Consider the following 24,362-nt stretch of genomic DNA (forward strand, 5'->3'; position numbering starts at 1 on the left):
ATAGCCTATTTCACTTGCTGCTGTGCGGTTATGGACTTGTAATGAGAGAAGGCTGCGTTCCAATCCTCTGCAGACGCTGGTTCATACCAGGCAAGGGGAAACGATCGCTTGACCAGCTCTACTCCCTCTTCCCGATTGCACAGTGTGCCATTCGCCACAAATTGAACCAGCATATTGCCGATGGCGCTGGCTTCGACCGGTCCAGCCCACACCGTTCTGCCCATGGCATTAGCCGTATACCGGCATAACAGCTCGTTTTGAATGCCGCCGCCTACCATGTGCAGCCCATCATAATGGCATCCGGTAAGAATCTCCATTCGTTCAAGCACTTCCCGGTATCTTAATGCCAAACTCTGCAAAATACACTGCACAAACTCGCCAGTACTCTGCGGAACGGGCTGGCTCGTCTCCTTGCAATACTCCCGGATCTCAACCGTCATATCCGCCGGATTCATGAAGCGCAGGTCATCCGGATGGATGAAACTCCGGAACGGTTCTGCCTCTTGCGCAAGTTCAACCAGCTCTGCGTATGAATACGTCAGTCCCTGAATCTCCCATTGGCGTTTGCATTCCTGCAAAATCCAGAGGCCCATAATGTTCTTCAGCAATTGAAAGGTCTCATAAGCCCCGCCTTCATTGGAGAAATCCTCTTCCAGCACCTCCATGTGCACAAGCGGCTCAGGAAGCTCCGTTCCAAGAAGCGACCAGGTTCCGCATACCAGATAAGCAAACTGCACCGAATTCGCCGGTACAGCGACCACGGCGGATTCCGTATCATGCGAGGCAACCGCAATGGCCTCTATCGCCGGAACCCCCAGCTCTTGTGCTACGGAATCCTGCAGCTTCCCTATAACCGTACCCGGTTGAATGGGATCTATGAACAGGGCCCGGGAAAGCCCGAGCTCTTCGAGGAGCTTCTCGTTCCATTCGCCATCCGTCACATGATACAGCTGCGTGGTTGTCGCCATTGTAAACTCGCATGCCTGTACCCCTGTCAAATAGTAATTCAGCAAATCCGGGGTGAGCAGGAGTTTATCCGCAATATCCAGCATCGGCGATTGTGACTTCAACATCGCATTTAATTGAAATATGGTGTTAAACGGCATAAACTGCAGTCCGCTTTCTTGAAACAGGCGTTCCTTGCCAACCTGCTCACAAGTCTCCTTCACCATTCCCTCGGTCCTCAGGTCCCGATAATGGTAAGGAACCCCGATCAGCTCTCCGTTGCAATCAATCAGCCCATAATCGACACCCCATGAATCAATGGCGTAGCTAACCGGTTGATGACCGGCTTGAAAAGCTTTGCGGATGCCATGCTTAACCTCCTGCAGCAGCATCGGAAAATTCCAATGCAGATGCTCTCCCATCTGTACAGGGATATTGGCAAAACGGTGAATCTCGGTAATCTTCAACATTCCGGGCGAATCATGATCAGAAGAGGTGATTTCTCCCAGCAGCGCCCGGCCGCTGCTCGCCCCCATATCAAAAGCAAGCACCGCCGATGATTTGCTCATAAGACGCATCCTTTCTCACCTTCAGTACTGTACCCATCCGAATTTGAACCCATGGATCTGAACACAACAATCGTTTATTTCATCTTCTGCAACAGCTGGATTCGATAATCTTCACTTTCGAGTGCAGCGATGTCGTCCACTTCCTGTTCCGTCAGCGGCACCAGCGTGCCGGCAGCCTTCGCGCTCAAGTAGATTTTGGCACTCTCTTCCACAACCTGGGTCCGGTAATAGGCTTCCCGAAGATTCCGGCCGGTGGTGACCAAGCCGTGGTTGCCCAGCAGAATGGAACTGGCCGTTGTAACCTTCGCCGCAACGGCATCTGCCAGCAGGTCGGTTGTCGGGATAATATACGGAATATAAGCTGTTCGGCCGACCAATGCCGCTTGATCGGGGAACATCACCGGGAGCTCCCGCTCAACCAGCGTGAACGCAATGCAGTGTGACGGATGTGTATGCACCATGGCCCCGATATCCGGGTTGCTACGATAACCATACAAGTGCATCAATACTTCGGAAGAGGGTCTCAAGCCAATGTCGGTAATATCTCCCGTCGGGATGTCAACCTCAATCCATTGCTCCGGCTCGATCTCCTCCAGCGCAAAGCCGCTCGGGGACAAATACATTTTGTCCCCGGCTCTTGCACTGATGTTCCCTCCCGGACCCACAACAAGTCCGCTGTCGACGATTTTTTTGGCATACTTGCAGAGCTCGTTTCTCGTTTCTAGGTTCAGCATGATTCCTTCTCCTCTCGAATGACCCGTTATTTATATAGGGGTCCGAAGTTCTGACAAGCGCGGAAATCAGCGCTTTCCGGGTCAGACGTTCCGAACATGCCCCATGCACGCGGACGGAACACCTCTTCGGCGGACACATTATGCATGTTGACCGGAATCCGCAGCACGGAAGCAAGGGTTATAAGATCTGCACCGATATGACCGTAACTGATGACGCCGTGATTAGCCCCCCACTGATTCATAACCTCATACACGCTTGTGAACGCTCCCTGTCCTGTGAGGTTCGGCACGAACCAGGTTGTCGGCCAAGTCGGGTCGGTACGCTTGTCGAGTGTATCGTGCACCTCCGCTGGAAGATCCACCGAGTAACCCTCGGCAATTTGCAGGACGGGGCCAAGTCCCTTCACCAAATTCAGACGGAACATCGTCATCGGCATTCCGCCGCGTGTCAGATAATCGGTCGAATAACCTCCGCCCCGGAAGTACTCTAAATTAGCCGGTCTCCACTCCGTTGCCCTCAGCGTGCGGTCCACTTCCTCGTCCGTAATCTCCCAGAACGGCTTCATGGCCGGTTTGCCGTCCTTCTCCTGCTCGCCCGTGCCATCCAGCGCTGCCGAGCCCGAGTTAATCAAATGCAAGATGCCGTTCTCCGCCTTGCCTTCTAGCTTGTAACCCGTGACCCGTTCAACCGATGCCGGACTCCAGTATGTTCTAACATCCGCGAAGATCTGCGCCGTGTTGGTTAACAGATGCCCGAAGAGCATGCCCACGCCATTCAAGCTGTCATTCTCGGTGGCGACAACATAAGGAGCGCGTTTGCCGTTCCAGTCGAAGGAGGAGTTCAGCAAGGTCTCCAGGAAATCACCATTCGGCGAATGATCCGTCCACTGGCGTTGTCCTTGAAAACCGGAAGCGATTGCGCTGTGCCCCTGCGCTTCCTCCTCGAAACCCAGCTCAGCCAGGCGCGGATTGCCAATCATTAAGTCGCGGGTAATCAGCGTCATTTTCACAACGGTTTCCCACTCCAGATCCTTCCGCTCCCGGCTGTTCTGAAGATGGTCCGGATTGTTGTCCGGTCCTTCCGCACAGTTCTCCTTCACCCAGGCTAGCGCCTTTGTATATTCTTCAGGATCGTAAATGCCTTCTGCTAGGCGCCGCGTGAATTCGCTCATATCCACATATTCATTCCGCATGCCCAGATATTCCTGGAAAAAGCTGTCGTCTACAATCGAGCCGGCGATGCCCATTGATACGGAGCCCATGGACAAATACGATTGTCCACGCATATATGCAGCGGCCAAGCCGCTTCGGGCAAAGCGCAGAAGTTTCTCCTGCACATCGTCCGGGATGCGGGTATCGCCTTCGTCCTGAACGTCCTCCCCGTAGATACCGAATGCCGGCAGTCCCTTCTGTGCATGGGCAGACAGTACGGCAGCCAGATAAACCGCACCTGGACGCCCTGTTCCATTAAAGCCCCACACTGCCTTGGGACGTGAAGGATCCGCATCCATCGTTTCGGTTCCGTAACACCAGCAAGGCGTAACGGTTATCGTTAGACCGACCTCCGCATTCTTGAATTTTTTTGCGGCAGCTGCTGCCTCAGCGGCTCCACCGATGCAAGTATCTGCAATAACGCATTCAATCGGTTCGCCATTCGGGTATTTAAGCTCGCTGGACAGCAGCACAGCGACGGCCTTGGCGAGGTTCATCGTCTGTTCTTCGAGGGATTCCCTTACCCCTCTCCGTCTTCCATCTATCGTAGGGCGAATGCCGATTTTCGGAAATCCGTCCCGCCATCTGTAATCGTTTTCAATTGTCATGTTGCCACGCCTCCCAATCAGGAATATGACCTCATTGTAAATTGATTCAGCGCAGAGGATAACCCACTATTTTGTTGTATCGGACCATAATTTCAGCAAGACAGTGAACCATTCCGGCTATTCATGTAAACGATTTCCGCATGATGAGCATTATGCATTATAATGGATACAGGATGCTGCTTTCCAGGAGGGACGAGACCGTGCCAAAGATCGAAATCTCGCATAGCAAAAGCGATCAATTCCGCTTCATCAAAAATCCGCAGCTGCTGTTTGCCGGGCAAGTGGTGGACGAGGATTTTTTCTACGGGCCGCCACAAATTCACGATTTCTGTGAGATCCTCTATGTGGTTGAAGGACGCGGGGAATTCACCATCGCAGGAAAAGTATATGAACTCCGCAAAGGCGATGTTGCGATTTACAACCCCGGTGTCCCCCATGAGGAACGATCCATTACGGACGGGCCTTTTAAAGTAATCTATTGCGGCGTGGATTCGCTCCACATTGAAGGCGTTCCGCAAGGAATGCTGCTGCCGGCGTATGTCGAGCCGGTTATTTCCTGTGAGAAATACGCCTATAAAGTCGAAAGTTATCTTTCGGAAATCATCCGCGAATGTGATTCGCAGGTGCTGGGTTACGAAACGCTGAGCACGAACCTGCTCATGTCATTGATCACCGTGATCTATCGCATCGTGGATGTAAAGCATCAATTTCAATCCCTGAAGGGCAAGAATGAAATCGCGCTCCGGACCAAACAGTTCATCGACGCCAACTATACCCAAAGCATCAGTCTGAAGGACATCGCGGATACGATGTACGTCAGCCAGCATTATTTATCCCATCTGTTCAAAAAAGAGCTTGGCGATTCTCCCTTCAATTACTTGATATCCCGCCGGATTGAGGAAGCCAAGCGCCTGCTTGCCGATTCGGAAATGCCAGTGCATGAGGTGGCCTCACAAGTAGGCTATGGCAACGATAAATACTTCTCGATGTTATTCAAGAAAATTACCGGTCAAACGCCAAGTTCCTTCCGGGAACAGAACAAGCTGGCCTTGGAATAAAGGATTTACATGCGCAGACTATTTATATGAAGCCGTCTTTAAAGAACCTTAGTCCGGTGCTCTCACTCGACTAGGTTCTTTGCATTTTTCTGGTAACGTTATGGATTTCCCTTGCGTGAAATACCCCCTTCATTTTTTCGCGATTAAAAAAAGCATGCAAAAAAGGCCTGCCCTCCTTATCATTCAAGTTGGAATAAGCCTTTGAAAATTTCGCTCAGTGTATTGAATAGCTATTCTAATCTGCAACTCAAAAAATAGTCGCCAGATAATATCGTTCAAAAGTACGGAGCATGCCTGATTTTGATGGGACCCACCGCTTCGATACGGCTCTGACATCCCAAACGGTAGCCTTCCTCAATCTCTTCCGGATCAAGGCGCCCCTCTTCCGCAAGGTTCGGCTCGGACAAATATTGAATACCCTCCGCCACCAAGCAGCGGCAGCGCGCGCAAGTCCCTCTTTTGCAAAAGGAGTTCCAATCCACGTCATTCCGCTCCGCAAGATCCAGCACGGTCATACCAAGAACAGGCGCCACATTACGCTGAATCTCTCGTCCCGTAAGCTCGATAATCAGATCCGGTACAGCCTCAATCGGTTCTCCTTCCGTACTCAACGATGTATCTCCGCGTTCACTACCCTTTTTATTCTTCCAGAATTTAAACACGCCGTTGTCCCCCTATGCATGTAATCATCAGGTTATGTATGAATTCCTGTATTTATTATACTTGAAAGTTTAAAAAATCAACATGCCTGCTCTTATCTATTCTATGACATCATGTAATTGGAACTCTATGAAAATTTTGCTATAATTGCATATACTAGATTACCATTCCATGCAAGGCCAATCTACTATTATATGATGAGTTGGAGGAATACGGAGTATGTTACATAAACATGTAGGAAAAACAGCGGCCGCCACCGTTCTGGCCCTATCCTTGCTGGGTACTGCCACGAATATCAGTAATGCCGCCGCAGGACCGGTTATTGCGGTCATGCTGGATGATGTTCCACTGAAATTTGATGCTGCTCCGAGGATAGACAACGGTGTCACTTATGTTCCATTCCGGACCGTTGGCGAAGCGCTCGGAATTGAGATCACCTGGAACAGCAAGACGCAAACGGTGAAAGCGATCGGCAGCCTGAAGGGGCAAGCAACGGAGGTATTGCTGCAGGTGGGCAGTAAAACTGCAACCGTGAACGGGAAAAAAGTTACGCTCGCGGCACCACCAGTACAGCGGGAAGGGCGCGTGCTGATTCCGCTCAGCTCGTTCAGCAGCCAATTCGGTGTCGACGTGGGCTGGAACCAGGCTACGCGTACGGTTTCCCTGACATCTCCGCAGCGGGAGATGCATTTGAGAGCCTTCTATGCTCTAGAATCCTATCAGGAACGCGATATAATACCTTCCATGAACTCAGTCGCTTTCGGGTGGAGCCGCATCGACCGCGAAGGTCAATTTACGCTTGAGGGTAAAGAGTACCGCTTGCCTGCATCTGCCGGTGATGTAACGCCACAATCCATTGTGGCGGATGCAGCGGATCAGAACATTAAACCGCATCTTATGGTTTATGCTTTGGATGGTAATGGTGAACTGACCAAGGTTCTGAGTGACAGCACCCTTCGGCAGAAATCGATTGAGGGCATAACGACAGCCGTTACGGACAACGGCTTCGGCGGAGTTGTTCTCGATTTTGAAGGGCTCGGCTTTAAATTGGATGCAGGGCAGCAGCAGAAGCTGCTTAACGATTATGTCAAACAGCTGAAGGCTTTTTTACCGAAGGACATCTCCCTGTCATTGGCCGTGCCGCCATTGAACAGTGCTTATAAAGGCTATGATTACAAGACTCTTGCCTCCATAGCAGATGATCTCATCATTATGGCTTATCAGTACAACCCGGTCGGCACCAAATCGCAGGTACCCGAGCCTAACAGTCTTGTAGATCAGGCGATTCAGCTTGCACTCCAAGCGGGTGTTCCTAAGCAAAAGCTCCTGCTCGGCATCAGCTTAAGCAGTGAAACTCCGTCTTCCGTAGATGATAAGCTGGGTCTCGCCAAGCGCTATGATCTAAAGGGAGCCGCCTTCTGGCGTCTGGGACTATTCCGGACTTATAATAATCAGATGGAAGGCGCTGTGAATGCTTCTGTTGTAAAGGAATAAAGTGATCAGGTCTAGCATCCCTCAATAAAAGAAAGCCTGACAAAGATGGATCTTTGTCAGGCTTTCTTAATATGTATTATACTTCCCGAAAAACTGCGTCTCTCAATTAGCTTGGACTGCCTACCAGTTTCGCATAGTTTTCTTGACTCAGTACACGACGCGCCGTTACATAACGCGGCTCATAATAAGAATCGCTAAGCTTGCTGATTCTTACACCCTTGCTGCTGGAAGCATGCGCAAATTGACCTTCGCCAATGTAAACTCCTGCATGCGAAATTCCGCTGCCGCTTGTATTGAAGAACACCAGATCTCCAACCCGCAGGTCTTCGCGATCCACATAAACCCCGGCTTTAGCCTGGCTTTGGGATGTGCGTGGAAGATCTATATCAAAATTTCTAAACATGTACAGTATAAATCCTGAGCAATCAAATCCACTGGTGGTCGTTCCGCCCCATTTATATGGAGTTCCTACCAATTGTTTCACTTGATGCTGAAAGTTCGGTTGTTGATCAGCAAATGCTGTTACGGCACCTGAAGAAAAAATAATTGCAGACCCAAGCAATGTGATGACAAATTTCTTCAAAATATGTTCTCTCCTTCGATGCCTACGGAGTTAGCTAAGGGTTCGGTTGAAGGTTCCCTATACTCTCTTTAGTACAAGAATAATTCACCCAAGACGGTTCCCCCGTTTTCACAAACGAAATTCGGCAAAAATTCATTAACATTTTGTAACTTCTCTTAATATAGTATACAAGCAAGGATGCTGTCAATAATATCCTAAGAATCTATCGTTTTATGTTACCCGCTGTCGGAATAATCGAATTTCGCAGCCTGATTCCTGTTAACAATCTCACATAGTCATGACAATTATGTAACTCTAGCGTATTCCTCTTACTCCATTTTCTTAAAACGTTTAGCAACTTTTTACAGGATCCTGCGTTTAACTATATCAGAAAAGAAATCATAGAGGTGATCCATTACGAATGAGTCAAATCACAATGGCTGAAGCTTTAGCCGTACGGGCAGCAATTCATCGTCTTATGAGCCAGCTGGCGTCGGAGCGTCTGAATAACAGCAGTACGATCATTGAAAAAGGAGAAACGGCTGAGTATCCCGCGCGGAGTGTAGATGTCATTACGGAAGAGATTGAAGCGGCGGCGGCGGATTTCAGAAAACTGGATTTGCTGATGGCCCTCTCCAACACAACGAAGACGATCTCCTGGAATGGTTCCGACATAACGATCATGGAAGCAATCGAGCTGGCGAAACACATTCGCGGTGATATCGGACAGCTTGCACACCTCGGCTCTCGCAAGAAGCTTGAGCGTCAAAGCAGCCGGGGAAGCGGAGACAACGCCACGACGCTGTTCAACGTCGCTCTGTATGATCCTGAAGCTTATCAGGCGGCAGCGCGCAAGAAGGAACGCGAGGTAACCAAACTCTCGTCACTGATAGAACATGCCAATCATAACGCCATGATATCGTTTGACGCATCGAAGTATATGGGGTAACGGCAGCCGCCGGCTCCAAGCCTACAGGTATTCCTCACGTGCGGGTTTGGAGCCGGCGGTTACCGCCGGCGGGCGGGAAAGTGCGGGCAACCGCTTGTTTGTCGGATACAAACAAACCATAAGAAAACCAAAAAGTCGAATCCTATGCACAAACGGATGACGGTTTACGGTTCACACTTATCACTCATTACATGTGACGGACTCCCCAATAGCAAAAAAAAAGATCGCCCCGTTTCCCGCTTCCCTGATACATAATGAAAGCCGCCCTTCTATGGGCGGCTTTTTTATAACTACTGGCTATAAGACCCGTCTAATTCCAATTCTATTTCCCTGCCAAATGAACTCTATCTAAGCTTTATTCCATCCACTGCTCTATCCACTACCCAAGCATTGCATTTGTCATCACCGGAACAAGGCTGCGGCACCAACCAGACCCACATCATCCCGCAGACCGGCCGGAACGATCTCGTACGTGCCTAAATAGGACGGCATGACCAGTTTATCTGTCATTTCCCGCAGCTGCGGGAACAGCAGCTCTCCTGCTCTGCTGACACCTCCGCCAATTACGATGCGGTCCGGGTTGAAGCTGTGAATGACATTAACCAGACCTAGTGCCATGTAATAAATAGCACGGTCGATGACCTCCACCGCTACAGGGTCCTGAAGACGCTTAGCTTCAAATACGTGCTTTGCATTCACTCCCCCATCTGCTGCAGCCAGCTCTCTGATCACGCTCGGCTGATCGAGCATCCGCTGGGACGCTGCATGGCCGATCGCTGTCCCCGAGGCAAATACCTCCCAGCAGCCATGACTTCCGCAATTGCATCTGGGACCGCTCGGATCGATGATATGATGCCCGAGTTCGCCTGCAAAAGAATTACTGCCCAGAAACAGCTTGCCGTCCAGCACGATTCCTGAACCAATGCCTGTACTCAGCGTCACATACACCATGTTAGTTGAACCTCTGCCGGCTCCTCTTACATATTCCCCCCACGCGGCTGCATTGGCGTCGTTCAGCACCTGAACTTCCGTATGCAGCTCACGCTCCATCCAGGCTTTGAGGGGGACATTGGTCCATTCCGGCAAATTCGTTCCATGAATGACAATCCCCTCTCGGCTATTCACTGTGCCTGGTGAGGCCATCCCTACCCCTCGAAGCGGATGGCCGCCCGACACACTGCGGATCATGGCCGTAATTCTGCCGACCACCTCCTCCGCCGTCTGTGCGCCGGCGGTTTCCATCTGCTCCCGGTTCAGCAGCTGTCCTTCGGAATCAAAGAGCGCTGCCGCGATCTTTGTACCCCCAAGGTCAACGCCAACCACAAATTCTTGCTGTTTATTCCATTCGGTTTGCAATTTTTGTTCACCTGTTTCCGATAGGTTTGCTACTACTTCTATTGATGTATGCTGTCTGCCAGCGATCTCAATTCAATCGGATCAATGGGCTTCAGCCCTGACCGACCATATCGAACCGCCGAGCCGAAATGCACCTCGCTCACACCGGTCTGATCGATAAATTCACGAATAATTTCCCATTTCAGGCCATTGCCGGCCAATATCTTAAGCTCGCTGCCTTTGGTTTGTTCCACAAGCTCCCGAATTCTCGGAATTGCTTGTGGCGCTGGCTGGGGCCCTCCCGATGTCAGTACACGGGTAACGGACGGGTATTTCAGCAGCGTACGCAGACCTTCGAACTGTTCCTCCAGCTCATCAAAAGCACGGTGGAAGGTGACCTGCATGCTGCCCGTCCATTCCAGCATGTTGGCCAAGGAAACCTCGTCAATCTTCCCATCCGGTGTCAACATGCCCAGCACTACGCCGGCTGCCCCGGCCTTGCGGATCGCCTTGACCTCCGCCGTCATGGTTGCTATATCGTGTGTGCTGTACACAAAGGACCGACTGTGTGGTCTTACCATCACATGGACAGGAATTTGAACAGCCTTCACAACCTCTTCAACGAGACCGATTCCAGGCGTAAGTCCGCCCTCGGTTATGGCCGTAATTAATTCCAGACGGTCCGCACCATTCTGCTCTGCGGTGATGGCATCATCCACGCAAGTTGCGATAATTTCTAGAAGCATCATCGTCACTCCTCATCTAAAGTTCTGTTCTCTATGTCTTGAGAAACTGCTTCTCCACATAATCTGCCAACAATCTGGCGCCATAGCCGGTGGCTCCCGCAGCGGAATAGGGAAACTCCCGTTTATACTGCACGGTGCCTGCCATATCGATGTGCACCCATTTCATAGACTCGGCTACAAAATGGCGGATGAACAGCGCAGCCGTTATGGCTCCAGCCAGCGTAGACGTACCGACATTTTTCAAATCCGCATAATCGCTTCTCAGCTCCGAGGCATACTCATCCATCAGCGGCATGGGCCACAAACGCTCCCCGTTGCGTTCCCCGATATCAACCAAATCAGCTGTAATATCGCGGTCTCCCCAGATTCCAGCAATCTCCAGGCCAAGCGCTGCGCCGACATTGCCTGTGAGGGTAGCGATATCAATGACCTTATCGGCACCGAGATTCGCTGCATGCAGCAGAGCATCCGCAATAATCAATCTCCCTTCCCCATCCGTATTGGCTACCTGAACACTCAGCCCGTTCGGATAATGGATAACGGAAGAAGGAAGCATGGCATCCGGTCCAGCTAAATTATCAGCCACGGCGATCAGTGCCGTGACTCGCACCGGTGCTTGGCGAGATACCAGAATATCCATTGCACCAACGACGGCAGCAGCACCGCCCATGTCCATGCGGGCATCGCTGATATCTCGGCCAATCTTGACGTTCATACCACCCATATCAAAGGTTACGCCTTTGCCGATGAGCACGATATGAGGACTCTTCTCCGATGAAGAAGCTCCGTTGTAGGATAATTCAATCATGGCAGGGGCGTATTGGCTGCCAGCGCCTACGGCAATAAGCCCGTTCATCTGCCGATCATGAAGCTCTTGTCCGCGATACACGTGAAGCTGAACCGGTGCCTTCTTGAAGCGTTCCTCCACGACCGCAACGAACGCTTCCGGATTTAACGTTTCCGGTGATTCGTTAACCAAATCTCGCGTGAGCCGGGTTCCTTTTATGCGGATGGAAGCCTCCCTCAGGATGGATTCCATATCTTCACGGGTGAGCCCCTGCCAATCTTTCACTCGGAGATTCAAGGAGAGGTCTTGATGATTGGCTGTAACGCCTCGATGTTTATTGAATTGATATAATCCGTACATCCAGCCTTCCATCCATGCTTGAAGCTCCTCCTTCACCGATATTGCTGCAGAAGCCTCTCCCTCGCGGAATGAGGCGCGCACCAACACCGCACTTGCTTTTTTCTCCTTAAGCAGTGCTCTCGCTGCGGATGCTCCCGTTCTGCGCACTTGCTCCAATGTCAGGCCAGAGCGCGGACCCATTCCGGCTACGAGATCGTCTGTCTCATGATGAGAACGGCCATAGAACCAGGTCAGTGTATATTTTTGCTTCTGGGATTCCGTTACCCGGAAAGGGGGCCCCTCCCCTTCATAAACCGCATAAATCGAAGTATCTACCGATTGCATATCGTCTATTGTGATTTGCATCTGAGTCCTCCTCCTCAACCGAACATCCATATCAAAGCTGCTTACACATGCTTCATGATCTCTTCATCATATAAATGACAAGCCACCTGATGCCCTGGTTCAACCTCACGGTATACGGGCGTTACCTGCTTGCACACTTCCATGCAGGAAGGGCAGCGCGTGTGGAATCGGCAGCCTGTTGGCGGATTCACGGGACTTGGCAAATCGCCTTTCAGAATAATCCGTTCCTTCTTCTGTTTCGGATCCGGAACCGGAACCGAGGACAACAGCGCCTGGGTATACGGATGCAGCGGACGATCGTACAGCGTATCTTTATCCGCCGTTTCCACCAAAGTCCCTAAATACATCACACCGATCCGGTCGCTGATATGCTCGACAACACTCAGATCATGCGAGATGAACAGGTAAGTTAGCCCATACTCCTCTTGAAGATCTTGCAGCAGGTTCAGCACCTGCGACTGGATGGATACATCCAGTGCCGAAACAGGCTCATCTGCTACGATCAGATTCGGACGAACGGACAGTGCTCTGGCAATGCCAATCCGCTGACGCTGGCCCCCGCTGAACTCATGGGCAAAGCGTTCGGCATGGAAGCTGTTCAAACCCACCGTTTCCAGCAGCTCGCAAGCCAATTTATCCCGCTCTTTCGTGCTCATCTTGGTATGGATCAGCAATGGCTCTGCCACCAGCTCTTTCACCTTCATCCGGGGATTGAGGGAAGCGTAAGGATCCTGGAAAACCATCTGCATATCTTTACGAAGCGGACGCATCTGATTATCGTTATAACCGCTGATGTCTTGTCCGTTAAAAATCACTTCGCCTGCGTTTGGTGTCAGCAACCGTGTGACCAGCCGGCCTGTCGTTGACTTGCCGCATCCGCTCTCCCCAACAAGACTGAAGGTTTCGCCCTTCTGAATAGCGAAGGATATTCCGTCCACGGCGCGCAGCTGCTTGGCGTTACCGAAGAATCCTTTTTTCACGGTGAATGATTTCTGCAGGTTCCTGACTTCTAACAAAGGTGTTTCTTTCATGCGGTTTCCCCTCCTTCCGGATGCCCTTCCTGCGTCAGCCAGCAGCGACTTTGACGATGCGGTTCATTGGCAACGGGCAGCAGCCCAGGCTCCTGTGACAAACAACGCTCCATCACGAATGGGCAGCGCGGTGCAAACTTGCAGCCTTGAGGCATATTCATCAAATCCGGTACGTTCCCGGGTATCGATTCCAAGCGGCGAACCTTCTGTCTCAGCTTCGGCACGGAATGAATGAGCCCTTTGGTATACGGATGTTGCGGATTCTCAAACAGCTCCTCCACCGTTGCTTCTTCCACCACCCGGCCGGCATACATGACAACCACACGATCGCACATTTCCGCGACGACGCCAAGGTCATGTGTAATGAGCAGCATTCCCATTTCCTGCTCCCTCTTCAGCCGGTTCATCAGATCCAGGATTTGAGCCTGAATCGTTACATCGAGCGCTGTCGTTGGTTCGTCAGCTATGAGCAGCTTCGGATTACAGGACATGGCCATTGCAATCATGACGCGCTGCCGCATGCCGCCGGACAATTGGTGCGGATAGTCATCCACGACTTCGTCGGCTCTCGGAATCCCAACCAGTTTAAGAGACTCAATCGCATGATTACGCGCCTTCTTGCGGCCGTAGCCCAGATGGAGCATAATCGACTCTTCCAGCTGCTTGCCAATGCGCAGCACGGGATTGAGTGAGGTCATCGGCTCCTGGAAGATCATTGCCAGCTCGTTACCGCGGTAACGACGCATTTCTTTTTCCGACAGCTGCACCAGATCCTTGCCTTCAAAGCTCACGGAGCCTCCGGAGATTCTGCCGGGTGTATCTTTAAGAAGTCTCATGATGGACAGGGAGGTCACGCTTTTACCGCAACCGGATTCACCTACGAGCCCGAGCACTTCGCCTTTATTAATATGAAAATCCACTCCCGCCACAGCGAGCACCGATGAGCCCTCGCGTTTGAACTCGGTTTTGAGACCTTTCACTTCAAGCAATGTTTGCGCCACGATTTATCCCCCCTTTTAATTTTTTGTCTTCGGATCCAGCGCGTCATTGAGGCCATCCCCAATCAGGTTAAAAGCAAGCACCGTCAAAAAGATGATGAAGCCTGGAAAATACACGATATGCGGAGCAATGCTGAGGTAATCACGCCCCATGCTTAGCATGGCACCCCAGTCCGGTTCAGTCGGCTTCGCTCCAAGTCCAAGGAAGCTCAAGGATGCCGCTGCCAGAATGGCGCCACCGATTTTCATCGAGACGTTAACAATGATGCTTGGTACGGTTTCAGGAAAAATGTGCTTCCAGATAATCCGATTATTCTTGGCGCCCATCGATTGAGCTGCTTCGACATACAGCGATTCTTTGGCAGACAAGGTTACGCTTCGGATGATCCTTGCGAACGACGGCGTCCCGAATACGGCTACTGCTATAACCACGTTGGATAAGCCCGGCCCCAAAATCGCCACGATACCGATGGCAAGCAGCAGATCGGGGAAGGAGAACATAACATCGCTGCCCCGCATGATCAGACGATCGATCCAGCCGCCGTAGTAACCGCTGATCAGTCCGAGAATGGTGCCCGCAATTGCGGAAATGAATACCGCGCTTAAGCTGACAGCCATCGTGAGCCTTGTTCCATCGATCAAGCGGCTGAGAATATCCCGGCCATACTCGTCGGTACCTGCCCAATGCGCTGCCGATGGTCCTTCCATCAGGGCGTCGTAATTCGGTTCATTTGGAGGATAAGGTACAATATGCGGACCGATTATTGCTACTATGAATAACAGCAGGATAAACGCACTGGATATAACGGCAAGCTTTTGCTTCATAAACTTAGACATAAACGCTTTGAATTTGCCTGTTGCCGGCCTGTTCACAAGCGTCTCCTCTGGTACAGAAATGACAGTCGCTGTCGAGTTGTCGCTCATTGGTTCCCCCTCCTATTTCGATGCATACCGGATTTTCGGATTCAGTACGCCATAAAGCAGATCAACGATCAGGTTGATTAAAATAAATTCAGCTGCAAACATTAACAGCAAGGCCTGGATCACGGTATAATCACGAAATGCGATGGAATCTACCAACAAACGACCCATGCCCGGTATGCTGAATACCGTCTCAACCATAACCGAGCCGCCAAGCAGGAACCCGAACTGCAGTCCGGCAACGGTCACTACTTGAATCAGGGAATTGCGCAGCGCATGTCTTCCGACAACGGTAAACTCGCGCAAGCCTTTGGCGCGTCCGGTTCGGACATAATCCTCACGCATCGTCTCCAGCATGGAGGAGCGGGAGTATCTCGCCAGCATGGACATAATGCCGGCTCCAAGCGTGAAGGAAGGCAGAATATAGGATTGCCATGTATCAATGCCCCCTGTCGGGAACCATCCCAACTGAACGGAGAAAACTTGTATAAGGACAAGCCCCAGCCAGAATCCAGGCAGCGAAATACCGGATATCGCGGCCAGCATACCGATATAATCCGGCCATTTGCCTCGATTAACAGCGGTTACAATCCCGATTAGCAGTCCAATAATAAGTGCCCAGCCAAGACTGGTAAAAGTCAGGATAATGGTTGGGAGAAAACGGCTTTCCAACATCTCCATAACCGGTATTCCGGAACGTACGGATTCACCCAAGTCACCCTTCAACAGATCACCCATGTAATTAACATATTGCTGCCATAACGGCAAATTCAATCCCAGCTGCTCACGAATACCGTTGATCTCCTCAAGGGTGGCATCCTTACCCGCAACAAGTCTCGCCGGATCTCCAGGAATAAGATGAATGAACATAAATACGAGTATCGATACAATGAACAGCAGCGGGATAACCCCCAGCAGCCTCTGAATTGCATATCTTCCCAAGGGATGAGCCTCCTTCCGCAACATTTGAGCTCTTTTTAAAATAAGATGGGCCGCATCCTTAATAATCTTAAGAAGCGGCCCACCACAAGGTATACGTTCAGTAAGCTCTTCGCTGTCTGATTACTTTATTTCGGCATTCAGCACATTGATGGAACCATCAGGGAATGCCTTCACGCCTTCAAGATAAGCTCTTTTACCCGTAATGACCTGATCTACACCGAGGAACGCCCATGGCGCATCTTCCCAGATTTGCTTCTGGATGTCGGCATAAATGCTTTTTGCAGCCTCTGGATCTACAGACTTATTGGCATCCATGATCCACTTATCTACGTTATCATTCTTGTAATATGCTGTATTAGAGCCAGCTGGCGGGAAGAATTCACTGCTGAACAGACCTTTAGTGGCTCCATCCGCATCGCCTGAAGATGGTGACCAGCTTACATACCACATTTGAATCTTCGCATCTTCCGGCGTTGCCGAATTGATTTGATCGGACAGCGTAGCACCCTCCATCGATTTCACTTCGACTTTGATTCCGACTAGAGCAAGCTGCTGTTGAATGAACTGCATACCCTTCATCGTTTCGGAGTCGTTCTCTCCCCAGATTTCTGCTTCGAATCCTTCCGGATAGCCAGCTTCCGCAAGGAGTGCTTTGGCTTTCTCCGGATCGTAGTCATAACCGGATTGCTCTGAATAATACTGTGTCATTCGAGGACATGGAGGAAGTCAGCTTGGAGCCAAGACCGGATTTGACAACCTTAATGTATGCTTCTTTATCGATTGCATAGTTGATCGCTTGACGGACTTTCAGATCGTACGTAAGGTTTCTTCATCGTGTTCAGTGTGATGTAACGCACGATGGTGGAATCGATCTTGTCAACAACGATGTTCTGATCGCCTTCGACCTCAGATACCTGCTCTGTCGGCATCGGGTAGATGAAGTCCGCTTCTCCGGTCTTCAGCATGGCAATACGGGAACCATTCTCAGGTACAGGCTTGAACGTGATACTGTCGACTTTGGGCAGACCCTCCTGCCAGTAGTCTTCGTTCTTCAGCACAACGAGACGATCACCTTGGACCCATTCTTTGAATTTGTATGCTCCGGTACCCACGGGGTTCTTCGTGATATCAATACCGTCTTCAAGCGCTTTCGGACTGATGATCAGCGCCATGGCCGTCTTGTTCAAGAACGCGTTGTAGGGCTCGCTGAGAGTAATAACAACGGTATGTTCGTCCGGTGTTTGAACATCTGCCACTTTCGAGAAGCTTTTACGCATACGAAGGTTGTTCTCTTCATTCATAATGCGCTCCAGATTGACTTTTACCGCTTCAGCATTGAAATCTGTTCCATCATGAAACTTCACGTTCTTACGCAGGTTGAACGTATACGTCAAACCATCTTCACTGACTGTGTGGTCTTCAGCCAGCATAGGCACGAGTTCCATTTTCTCATTGAAACCCATCAGGCCTTCATACATCGTGCGTGCACCGGAAATCGAGTGCGTGTCTCCAGCATTGTGCGGGTCAAGCGTGATGAAGTTGGCGTTGATGGCAATGACCACGTCTTTATTATCTTTTGTCACCGGCTTGGTTTCGCCGCCGCCTTCACTTGCACCTTCACCGCCTCCGCTATTTCCGCCGCAGCCTGCCGCAACAATCGTGAATGCGAGCAGCAGCATAAGCAGTGACCATGTTCTACCTTTGAATCTCATTGTTTACTCCCCCTTTGATGTAATAATATCTATAGATTCACTCGCCGCTTAAGAAAATAACATCTCTTCCTTAAGCCTTGAGTTCCTCACAGCTTAATCATTCCAGTCATACACGGCCCGCCGCTCGCCAACAAGCGTACCGCCATCGTTAAAGATCGCATTCGGCACAAGATCATACAATCGATCAATCGTAGCTTGATTGTCATAACCAAGACGCTCCAGGATGGAGGCAATGATACAAGGCCATACTTGTTCGGAGCCATCGGATACTTTAAGCGAGATGGCCAAGCGCTCCTCCCGAAGTCCGATGCCGTATACGCCTTTGGCGCCGCCCTTGGCAGCCAGATTGGGATCCCGGAGCAGAGCCGAGCACACAAATCTCGTATCTGCGATGACATCCGGATACTCGTTCATCAGCTGTGCCATTCTTGCAGCTGCATCCGCTGTCTCCGCATCGTGGATCAAATCCGGACAAGCCAGCTTAAGGAACGAGTACCCTATGCGATCCAGAGGAAGTGCGAAGATGGGAAGCCCACAGCCGTCGATGCCTTGCGGAATCGAGGAAACCGGAACTTCAGCAAAGTAAGCCAGGGTTTTAAGGATTTCCTGCTGAACCGGATGCTCCGGCTTGTAATACGTGCTCTCGTCCCAGCCCATATGCTTGCTCAGGGCAATCAAACCGCTGTGCTTGCCTGAGCAGTTATGGAATATCCGGCGCTTCTCCTCATGGTTGCGGTGCCTCTCTGCCTTTGCATCCTCATTCAATGGATAGGTTGCACAGCAGTGGAGGGCCTCCTCCTGAATCTCTGTTTTTTTCAGAATGGATTCCAGGGCATCGATATGAAAGCGTTCGCCCCGGTGGGAAGCGGCAAACAGTGCCGTCTCTTCCCCCGTAAGTCCGTAGACTTCGGCAATTCGGCGCTTCATAACCGGTATCGCCTGAAATGGTTTAGCCGCCGATCTCAGGAATGTCATGTGATGCGGATCACCTGCTGCATAAATGACCCCTCCGTTCTCGTCTACAACGCTGATCGCTCCGTAATGGACATTCTCCAGTACATTTCCGCGATATTCCTCTACCAATGGCACAAAACCCATAATCATGCCCCCCCGATCTTTAGATGAATTAATTCAATTGAAAATAACGATCCTGTGCCACAAGTCCCGAGCCAATGATGACGCCATGCTCATGCAGCTTGGAGCGGACGATGGTGAAGGAATCCTGAAGCGGTTCCCAGATATACTGCGTATAACAGAGATTGGTAATCTCCTCATACACTTCGGGAAACTTGTCCAGAATTTCACCGCTCAAGATGACGCTGTCAGGATTGTACATGCTAACCACGTTGTTGATTGTAATGGCCATATAAGCAAGGGCTCGATCGATTAAGTAACACGCCCATCTTGTTCCTGCACGTCTCTCCGCGAATAACTCTTCTATAGTACGAACCGGTTTTATTTTGCTGGCTTCTGATAGCAAGGACGGTATGTTGATATAGGTTTGAAGACAGCCGGCCTTGCCGCAGTCACACATCATGCCTTCAGGGTCCACCGTGGTATGTCCGATTTCCCCCGCACTGTTGGTCACCCCCCGGTAAATTTCCCCTTCCAGGATCAGTGCCGAGCCTACACCATTACCAAATCCCAGCAGAACCGTACGGTTGGAGCCATACGCTGAGCCTTTTAATTGTTCCGCCAATGCTTTCACTTTCAGCTCATTGTCTACGACAGCTTGAAGCCCCGTTAATTCCTTCAGTCTCTCGGCAAGCTGCACATTCTTCCAACCCAGCTGAACGGAAAAATTGACAATGCCTGCTTCAACATCGATGATGCCTGGCAGCCCAACGCCGATTCCCACAATCCGTCTGCGATCGATATCGCATTCAAGAATCAGCTCTTCAATAATGTCTGCGATCCGAGCCACCGTTGCTTCTGGCGTATCGCCCGAAGATCTGGGAAAATTGCCGCTGCACAGCACATTCCCCTGTACATCGATGAATCCGATGTTGGCCTGGTGACGATCCAGCTCGACGCCGATCGAGATCACGGCAGTATCCAGCAGCCTTATTAAGGAAGACTTTCTTCCTCGTCCGGCCGAAGCTTGTTCTTCCGTCTCATGAACGTATCCCTCTTCTGTCAGCTCTGACACTATGCGGCTGACGGTTGTCGGGCTCATTCCGGTTTGTTTGGCAATAGCTGCTCTTGAAATCGGCTGTTCATTCTTGATGATTTGGAATACCGTGAGTCTGTTCTGCCGCTTCATAAAGTCTTGATCATGCTTTTTCATGAAGACATCCCCTATTTAATTTCACCAGTAGATTAATTAGATCATTTTTCCATTTAAAACGACCTGTTATCATCAAAAAACAGTGATTTTTATCAATTTTATTATTTTTATTCTCCAGTGATATTAATAATAAAACGTCTTTTGTAAAAGTGTCAATATATATGACACATTTAAATTATTATTTTTTTATTTTGGAAATGTAAGCATTTCAATTTTTTGCGAAAGTGATACAATCCCTTGCATAGACACAGTTGCCCCTCTCACGCGCACAACATGACATTAATATGACACGAAATCTCCTGAAATGTAGATAACACCGCGGTTTGACTTCCATAATAAAGCCAACCGCGAAACGAATTATTGTATGTTTGCCAGCCTTGTTTGGTCGACATCCATCCAAGCATGCCCCGAACCTCGCATCAGGAAATTTTCCCATTCTAAGCGCCTCAATAGGTGGTTTTACAGGGGTTTAAAGTAATAACGATGTTGATTTGAGGCATGCCTCCGTCGAACACTTCATCCAAGCGAAATAAACCACCCGAGAAATAAATTAGAGAGGTTTCTCTAATTTTAAAATGCACCCTATAAGATGACCTTTTTTAAAGTGTCTGTCTTATGGGGTACATTTTATTTCCCGAATGGCTTTAAAATTGATGATCTGTGATTGTAGTATTATCACTGGTTGTCATTGATTCTTTGTTTTTTGTTCCCGCTCGCTAGAAATCAGCCCGGTCCCCATGGAGCGAGTTGACCATCGCCCCGCAGCGCGTGATCGGCGCGGGGGCGAATGGTTGCCCGGGTCGTTCGATGCTGTGCGTGCGGTTTGGTGGCTGGTCATGGGATTCGGTAGATGGCTATACGGCTCGGTGGCTGCCCGTGAGGTTTGGTGGCTGGCCATGGGGTTCGGTAGATGGCTGTACGACTCGGTGGCTGTGCGTGCGGTTTGGTGGCTGGCCATGGGGTTCGGTAGATGGCTGTACGACTCGGTGGCTGGCCGTGAGGGTTGGTGGCTGGCCATGGGGTTCGGTAGATGGCTGTACGACTCGGTGGCTGTGCGTGCGGTTTGGTGGCGCCGTGCGGTACGATGACTTCTGCGTGATTTGTTGGATGCTGTGTGGTTGGATAGATTTCCGTCGAGGGATGTACATGCAGTTTGGATGCTGCCCGAGGAGTTTGCTGGCTACCCCCTTACGTCGATGGCTGTCCGCGTGGGTGGATGGCTGCAGCGTGGTTGAATGGGTGGTTCCTGGGTGGTTGAGTAACTGAGGACGCTAACGGACTGGAACACTCCTATCTACCTAAAAAACCAGCTTTTGATTTTTTAACGGACTGGAGAGCTCTTATTTACTCGAAAACACCCCCAAAGGTGCTTTTCAGTGACGAATAAGAGCTACGGTGTCCGTTAATCCCTGCAATCGCTCGATTTCGCTAGAATAACGCCTGCTAGGTCCGTTAGGGTGATGCCTCGCACACATCATTGATTGGTCACGCTATTCTCGCATTCGATCTTTCAACCTCTCGATCCCTTAATCTTTTGATCTGTAGATCTTCCCCCACAGCGGAGGTTTGAGGATAGCCGATCCTTTGGGAGTCCGTTTCACCCCTGCCTATTCCAATCCAAGAAACGGACGGACAACAGAGCGGATAGCCTCAAACCGGAGCGCTTGCTAGCCTCAAACCGGAGCGCCCGAGCGCCCTACTTGTTTTTATAATATTCAACCGCTTTATCGAAGTAATGCTTCTCTTCTTCCGGCAGGTCCTCGAAATAGAAAATAGCGGCCACCGGGCATGCTGCCTCGCAAGCACCGCATGAAATACAGATATCCGTGTCTATGTAGAACTGGTCATCTCCTTCTTCTATACAATCCACAGGGCAAACGTCTACGCATTCTCCCGCTTTCTCTTCGATACAAGCCGAACCAATAACATACATTCGTGATTCCACCTTCCCATGTTATAATTTTTCATTGCCTATCATTTCCAAATAAAGTTCCGTGACCTTGAGACACTTTGTTTTTTTATACTTTTTATACTAAAATATATCATAATTATGTGGTCAAACATGTGGATTGTCAATAAACGGCGTCACATCAAGCTTATAAAACTGCTATTCCGGTTGACTTATAGAAGGTAAAGTCATAAGATGAGACATATTGCTTTTTAACGATTTTTAGTTGTAATAGAAGTAATTCATCGAGAAACAAGGCGGTGATTTTAGTGGATCAGGAAGTCGCATACAGCACTCGCGAGTATATCATGCAAATGTTAAAAATAAATGGTGAACTGAGCACAAAATCCATTACCGAGACATTAGGCATTACCGGCATGGCCGTCAGGCGTCATCTGGAAAGCTTGAAAAATGAGGGCTACATCACATACAGAACCGTGAAGCAACCGATGGGAAGACCCGTTTCCTTATACAGTCTTACCGATTCTGCGGAGGATTTTTTCCCTAAGAACTATCACGCTCTTGCTCTTGACCTGCTCAGCGAGCTGCAGGACGAAGCTGGTGATGAGATGATTTCGCTGCTGTTTGATAAACGAAAAGGTACACTGTTGAACAAGTATACGCCTGCTGTTAAAGCGGATGCCCTGGAAGAGCGTGTTATAGCGCTTGCCCAAATTCAGAATGACAACGGATATATGGTCGATTACAAAAAGGTAACGGAAGATGAATATATATTCGAAGAATTGAACTGCCCGATATCCCAGGTAGCCAACCGGTTCCAGCATGCCTGCCGCTGTGAGCTTGACCTGTTTCAATCGCTGCTGGAGGCCGATGTGGAACGTACCGAATGCCTCGCCAAGGGCGACAAGAAATGCGTCTACCGTATCCGAAAGCAGGTCGAAAGCGGACAAACATAATATCTGTTATTGCCACTTAAGGCCTCTTCCATACAGGAAGGGGCTTTTTTAGAACGGTACGGTACGCTTCTTCTATCCTATTCTCTCAAATGACAAGACATGTACAATTCTCTGAATTATTCCAGTACAAGCAGCCGGTCATCGTTATCGGAGGGCACACCCCGCCCATCGGTGTTGTTGGTAATAACATAAATTTTGCCGTTATATACTTTCACGTCTCTTAATCTGCCTTCATCCTCCAACACAACATCGAGTGAGGTACTCTCCGGCTGGAACCGGTACAGCTTCTGACCGCGCAGGGTAGCAACATACATCTGATCCTCTTCATCAAAAGCGATGCCCGAAGGAGCAATGGCCGTATCGCCGCTATGGTACACCGGGGTCTTCAGGCCCTCTTGCTGCTCATCCCCAAGAATCTCGGGCCAGCCATAATTGCTGCCTGCGGTGATCTCATTAATCTCATCGTGTCCACCAGGCGTACCGGATGGTCCGTGTTCTGAGCTGTAGAATTCTCCTTCGGAATTCCAAGCCAAGCCTTGCGAATTTCGGTGACCTAACGTAAACACATAGGAGCCTGCTGTGGGGTTATTCTCGGGAATTTTGCCATCCAGCGTCAGCCGCAATATTTTCCCCGCAAGATTCTCCTGGTTCTGCGCAAGCTCGCCCTCTCCTGAATCACCGGTAGTCACATAGAGATGATTGTCGGGTCCAATCGCTATTCTTCCGCCATTATGCACATTGGAGCCCGGGATTTTCTCAATGAACGATTCCGCTTCTGTCCATTCATTCCCCTTCTGCTCCAATAGAACCAGCCGGTTCATAATCGATCCGTCCTGATCATAGCTGTGATAGGCGAAGGCTCTTCTGGATTCCTTGAAATCAGGGGCTAATACAAAGCCCAAGAACCCGCCTTCTCCTATCTGGGCAACCGGCTTCTCTGTATGTACAGTCTGTCTGTTGAATTCGCCGTCCTGGATCTGTACGATATTCCCTTCCCGTTCGCTGATATAAATCGTTTCTCCCTCAAAATCAATCGCCCAGGGTGTCTTCAATTGTTCGGCAAGCACTTGGTATGGAGTATCGGAGGACATTTCCTCCCGGCTGACCTCCTGCTCCTGTTCCTGCCGCTCTCCCTCCGTTGACGGGGATGAAGGACTGGTACAAGCTGTCACAGTCAACAAAATCGCTGCTAACATGATGCCAATCGTTGTTCGTTTCAAGATTACACCTCCCAAGATCGCT

21 protein-coding genes, 1 pseudogene and 1 riboswitch are annotated in these 24,362 nt (G+C 50.2%); of the genes and pseudogenes, 5 read left to right on the forward strand and 17 right to left on the reverse strand.

Features of this window, described 5'->3' with window-relative positions:
• Positions 1-5: 5 nt before the first annotated feature.
• From PVOR_RS18785 to PVOR_RS18795, 3 genes are all read right to left on the reverse strand, one after another.
• Positions 6-1,514 (reverse strand): rhamnulokinase, encoded by a 1,509-nt coding sequence (locus tag PVOR_RS18785; protein ID WP_040680741.1) that lies wholly within the window; start codon positions 1,512-1,514, stop codon positions 6-8.
• Positions 1,515-1,588: 74 nt separating this feature from the next.
• A complete protein-coding gene (locus PVOR_RS18790) occupies positions 1,589-2,248 on the reverse strand; it encodes a class II aldolase/adducin family protein (protein ID WP_006211023.1) in 660 nt (219 codons plus the stop codon).
• 26 nt (positions 2,249-2,274) lie between these two features.
• Positions 2,275-4,068 carry an L-fucose isomerase gene (locus tag PVOR_RS18795; protein ID WP_006211024.1) on the reverse strand — a complete coding sequence of 598 codons (1,794 nt, stop codon included), beginning with the start codon at positions 4,066-4,068 and terminating at the stop codon, positions 2,275-2,277.
• 200 nt (positions 4,069-4,268) lie between these two features.
• On the opposite strand from PVOR_RS18795, the gene PVOR_RS18800 reads away from it, so the two are divergent.
• Positions 4,269-5,126, forward strand: a complete 858-nt coding sequence (locus tag PVOR_RS18800) for an AraC family transcriptional regulator (protein ID WP_006211025.1) — start codon at positions 4,269-4,271, stop codon at positions 5,124-5,126.
• A gap of 275 nt (positions 5,127-5,401) precedes the next feature.
• Here PVOR_RS18800 and PVOR_RS18805 read toward each other — a convergent pair whose 3' ends face one another.
• Entirely contained in the window at positions 5,402-5,788 is a 387-nt protein-coding gene (locus tag PVOR_RS18805) for a 2Fe-2S iron-sulfur cluster-binding protein (protein WP_006211026.1), read from the reverse strand.
• A gap of 217 nt (positions 5,789-6,005) precedes the next feature.
• Between PVOR_RS18805 and PVOR_RS18810 the strand changes: the two genes are divergently transcribed.
• A complete protein-coding gene (locus tag PVOR_RS18810) occupies positions 6,006-7,280 on the forward strand; it encodes a stalk domain-containing protein (RefSeq protein WP_006211027.1) in 1,275 nt (424 codons plus the stop codon).
• Positions 7,281-7,386: 106 nt separating this feature from the next.
• On the opposite strand, the gene PVOR_RS18815 is transcribed toward PVOR_RS18810, so the two are convergent.
• On the reverse strand, positions 7,387-7,863 hold the full coding sequence (locus tag PVOR_RS18815) for a C40 family peptidase (RefSeq protein WP_006211028.1): 477 nt from the start codon (positions 7,861-7,863) through the stop codon (positions 7,387-7,389).
• A 3-nt stretch (positions 7,864-7,866) separates the two neighbouring features.
• Positions 7,867-8,000, reverse strand: a riboswitch (cyclic di-AMP (ydaO/yuaA leader).
• A gap of 263 nt (positions 8,001-8,263) precedes the next feature.
• Here PVOR_RS18815 and PVOR_RS18820 point away from each other — a divergent pair.
• The gene (locus tag PVOR_RS18820) at positions 8,264-8,791 is read left to right on the forward strand and encodes a hypothetical protein (RefSeq protein ID WP_006211029.1); all 528 of its coding nucleotides are present in this window, start codon (positions 8,264-8,266) and stop codon (positions 8,789-8,791) included.
• Positions 8,792-9,193: 402 nt separating this feature from the next.
• Here the strand turns inward: PVOR_RS18820 and PVOR_RS18825 are convergent, their stop codons facing one another.
• The 10 genes and pseudogenes from PVOR_RS18825 to PVOR_RS18870 form a co-directional block, all read right to left on the reverse strand.
• Positions 9,194-10,147, reverse strand: a complete 954-nt coding sequence (locus tag PVOR_RS18825) for an ROK family protein (RefSeq protein ID WP_006211030.1) — start codon at positions 10,145-10,147, stop codon at positions 9,194-9,196.
• A 38-nt stretch (positions 10,148-10,185) separates the two neighbouring features.
• A complete protein-coding gene (locus tag PVOR_RS18830) occupies positions 10,186-10,872 on the reverse strand; it encodes a copper homeostasis protein CutC (protein ID WP_006211031.1) in 687 nt (228 codons plus the stop codon).
• A gap of 31 nt (positions 10,873-10,903) precedes the next feature.
• On the reverse strand, positions 10,904-12,364 hold the full coding sequence (locus PVOR_RS18835; RefSeq protein ID WP_006211032.1) for a leucyl aminopeptidase family protein: 1,461 nt from the start codon (positions 12,362-12,364) through the stop codon (positions 10,904-10,906).
• Positions 12,365-12,405: 41 nt separating this feature from the next.
• Positions 12,406-13,395 carry an ABC transporter ATP-binding protein gene (locus PVOR_RS18840; protein ID WP_006211033.1) on the reverse strand — a complete coding sequence of 330 codons (990 nt, stop codon included), beginning with the start codon at positions 13,393-13,395 and terminating at the stop codon, positions 12,406-12,408.
• The gene (locus PVOR_RS18845; protein ID WP_006211034.1) at positions 13,392-14,396 is read right to left on the reverse strand and encodes an ABC transporter ATP-binding protein; all 1,005 of its coding nucleotides are present in this window, start codon (positions 14,394-14,396) and stop codon (positions 13,392-13,394) included. The genes PVOR_RS18840 and PVOR_RS18845 overlap by 4 nt, the downstream gene beginning before the upstream one ends.
• A 15-nt stretch (positions 14,397-14,411) precedes the next feature.
• The gene (locus tag PVOR_RS18850; RefSeq protein WP_006211035.1) at positions 14,412-15,317 is read right to left on the reverse strand and encodes an ABC transporter permease; all 906 of its coding nucleotides are present in this window, start codon (positions 15,315-15,317) and stop codon (positions 14,412-14,414) included.
• Positions 15,318-15,329: 12 nt separating this feature from the next.
• The gene (locus PVOR_RS18855) at positions 15,330-16,256 is read right to left on the reverse strand and encodes an ABC transporter permease subunit (protein ID WP_006211036.1); all 927 of its coding nucleotides are present in this window, start codon (positions 16,254-16,256) and stop codon (positions 15,330-15,332) included.
• Between the two features lie 120 nt (positions 16,257-16,376).
• Positions 16,377-17,968 (reverse strand): annotated as a pseudogene (locus PVOR_RS33070) (glutathione ABC transporter substrate-binding protein).
• Positions 17,969-18,061: 93 nt separating this feature from the next.
• Entirely contained in the window at positions 18,062-19,066 is a 1,005-nt protein-coding gene (locus tag PVOR_RS18865; RefSeq protein ID WP_006211039.1) for an asparaginase, read from the reverse strand.
• Positions 19,067-19,094: 28 nt separating this feature from the next.
• A complete protein-coding gene (locus PVOR_RS18870) occupies positions 19,095-20,255 on the reverse strand; it encodes an ROK family transcriptional regulator (protein ID WP_006211040.1) in 1,161 nt (386 codons plus the stop codon).
• A gap of 956 nt (positions 20,256-21,211) precedes the next feature.
• On the opposite strand from PVOR_RS18870, the gene PVOR_RS32635 reads away from it, so the two are divergent.
• Complete coding sequence (locus PVOR_RS32635; RefSeq protein ID WP_268741804.1) at positions 21,212-21,343, forward strand: hypothetical protein; 132 nt, start codon at positions 21,212-21,214, stop codon at positions 21,341-21,343.
• A gap of 608 nt (positions 21,344-21,951) precedes the next feature.
• Here PVOR_RS32635 and PVOR_RS18880 read toward each other — a convergent pair.
• The gene (locus tag PVOR_RS18880) at positions 21,952-22,188 is read right to left on the reverse strand and encodes an indolepyruvate ferredoxin oxidoreductase subunit alpha (protein ID WP_006211042.1); all 237 of its coding nucleotides are present in this window, start codon (positions 22,186-22,188) and stop codon (positions 21,952-21,954) included.
• A 284-nt stretch (positions 22,189-22,472) separates the two neighbouring features.
• On the opposite strand from PVOR_RS18880, the gene PVOR_RS18885 reads away from it, so the two are divergent.
• Positions 22,473-23,120, forward strand: coding sequence for a helix-turn-helix transcriptional regulator (locus PVOR_RS18885; RefSeq protein WP_006211043.1), 648 nt, complete (start codon positions 22,473-22,475; stop codon positions 23,118-23,120).
• Positions 23,121-23,236: 116 nt separating this feature from the next.
• Here the strand turns inward: PVOR_RS18885 and PVOR_RS18890 are convergent, their stop codons facing one another.
• Positions 23,237-24,340, reverse strand: coding sequence for a PQQ-dependent sugar dehydrogenase (locus PVOR_RS18890; RefSeq protein WP_006211044.1), 1,104 nt, complete (start codon positions 24,338-24,340; stop codon positions 23,237-23,239).
• Positions 24,341-24,362 lie beyond the last annotated feature (22 nt).

The organism is Paenibacillus vortex V453 (genome assembly GCF_000193415.1).
GTDB classification, from domain to species: domain Bacteria; phylum Bacillota; class Bacilli; order Paenibacillales; family Paenibacillaceae; genus Paenibacillus_AQ; species Paenibacillus_AQ glucanolyticus.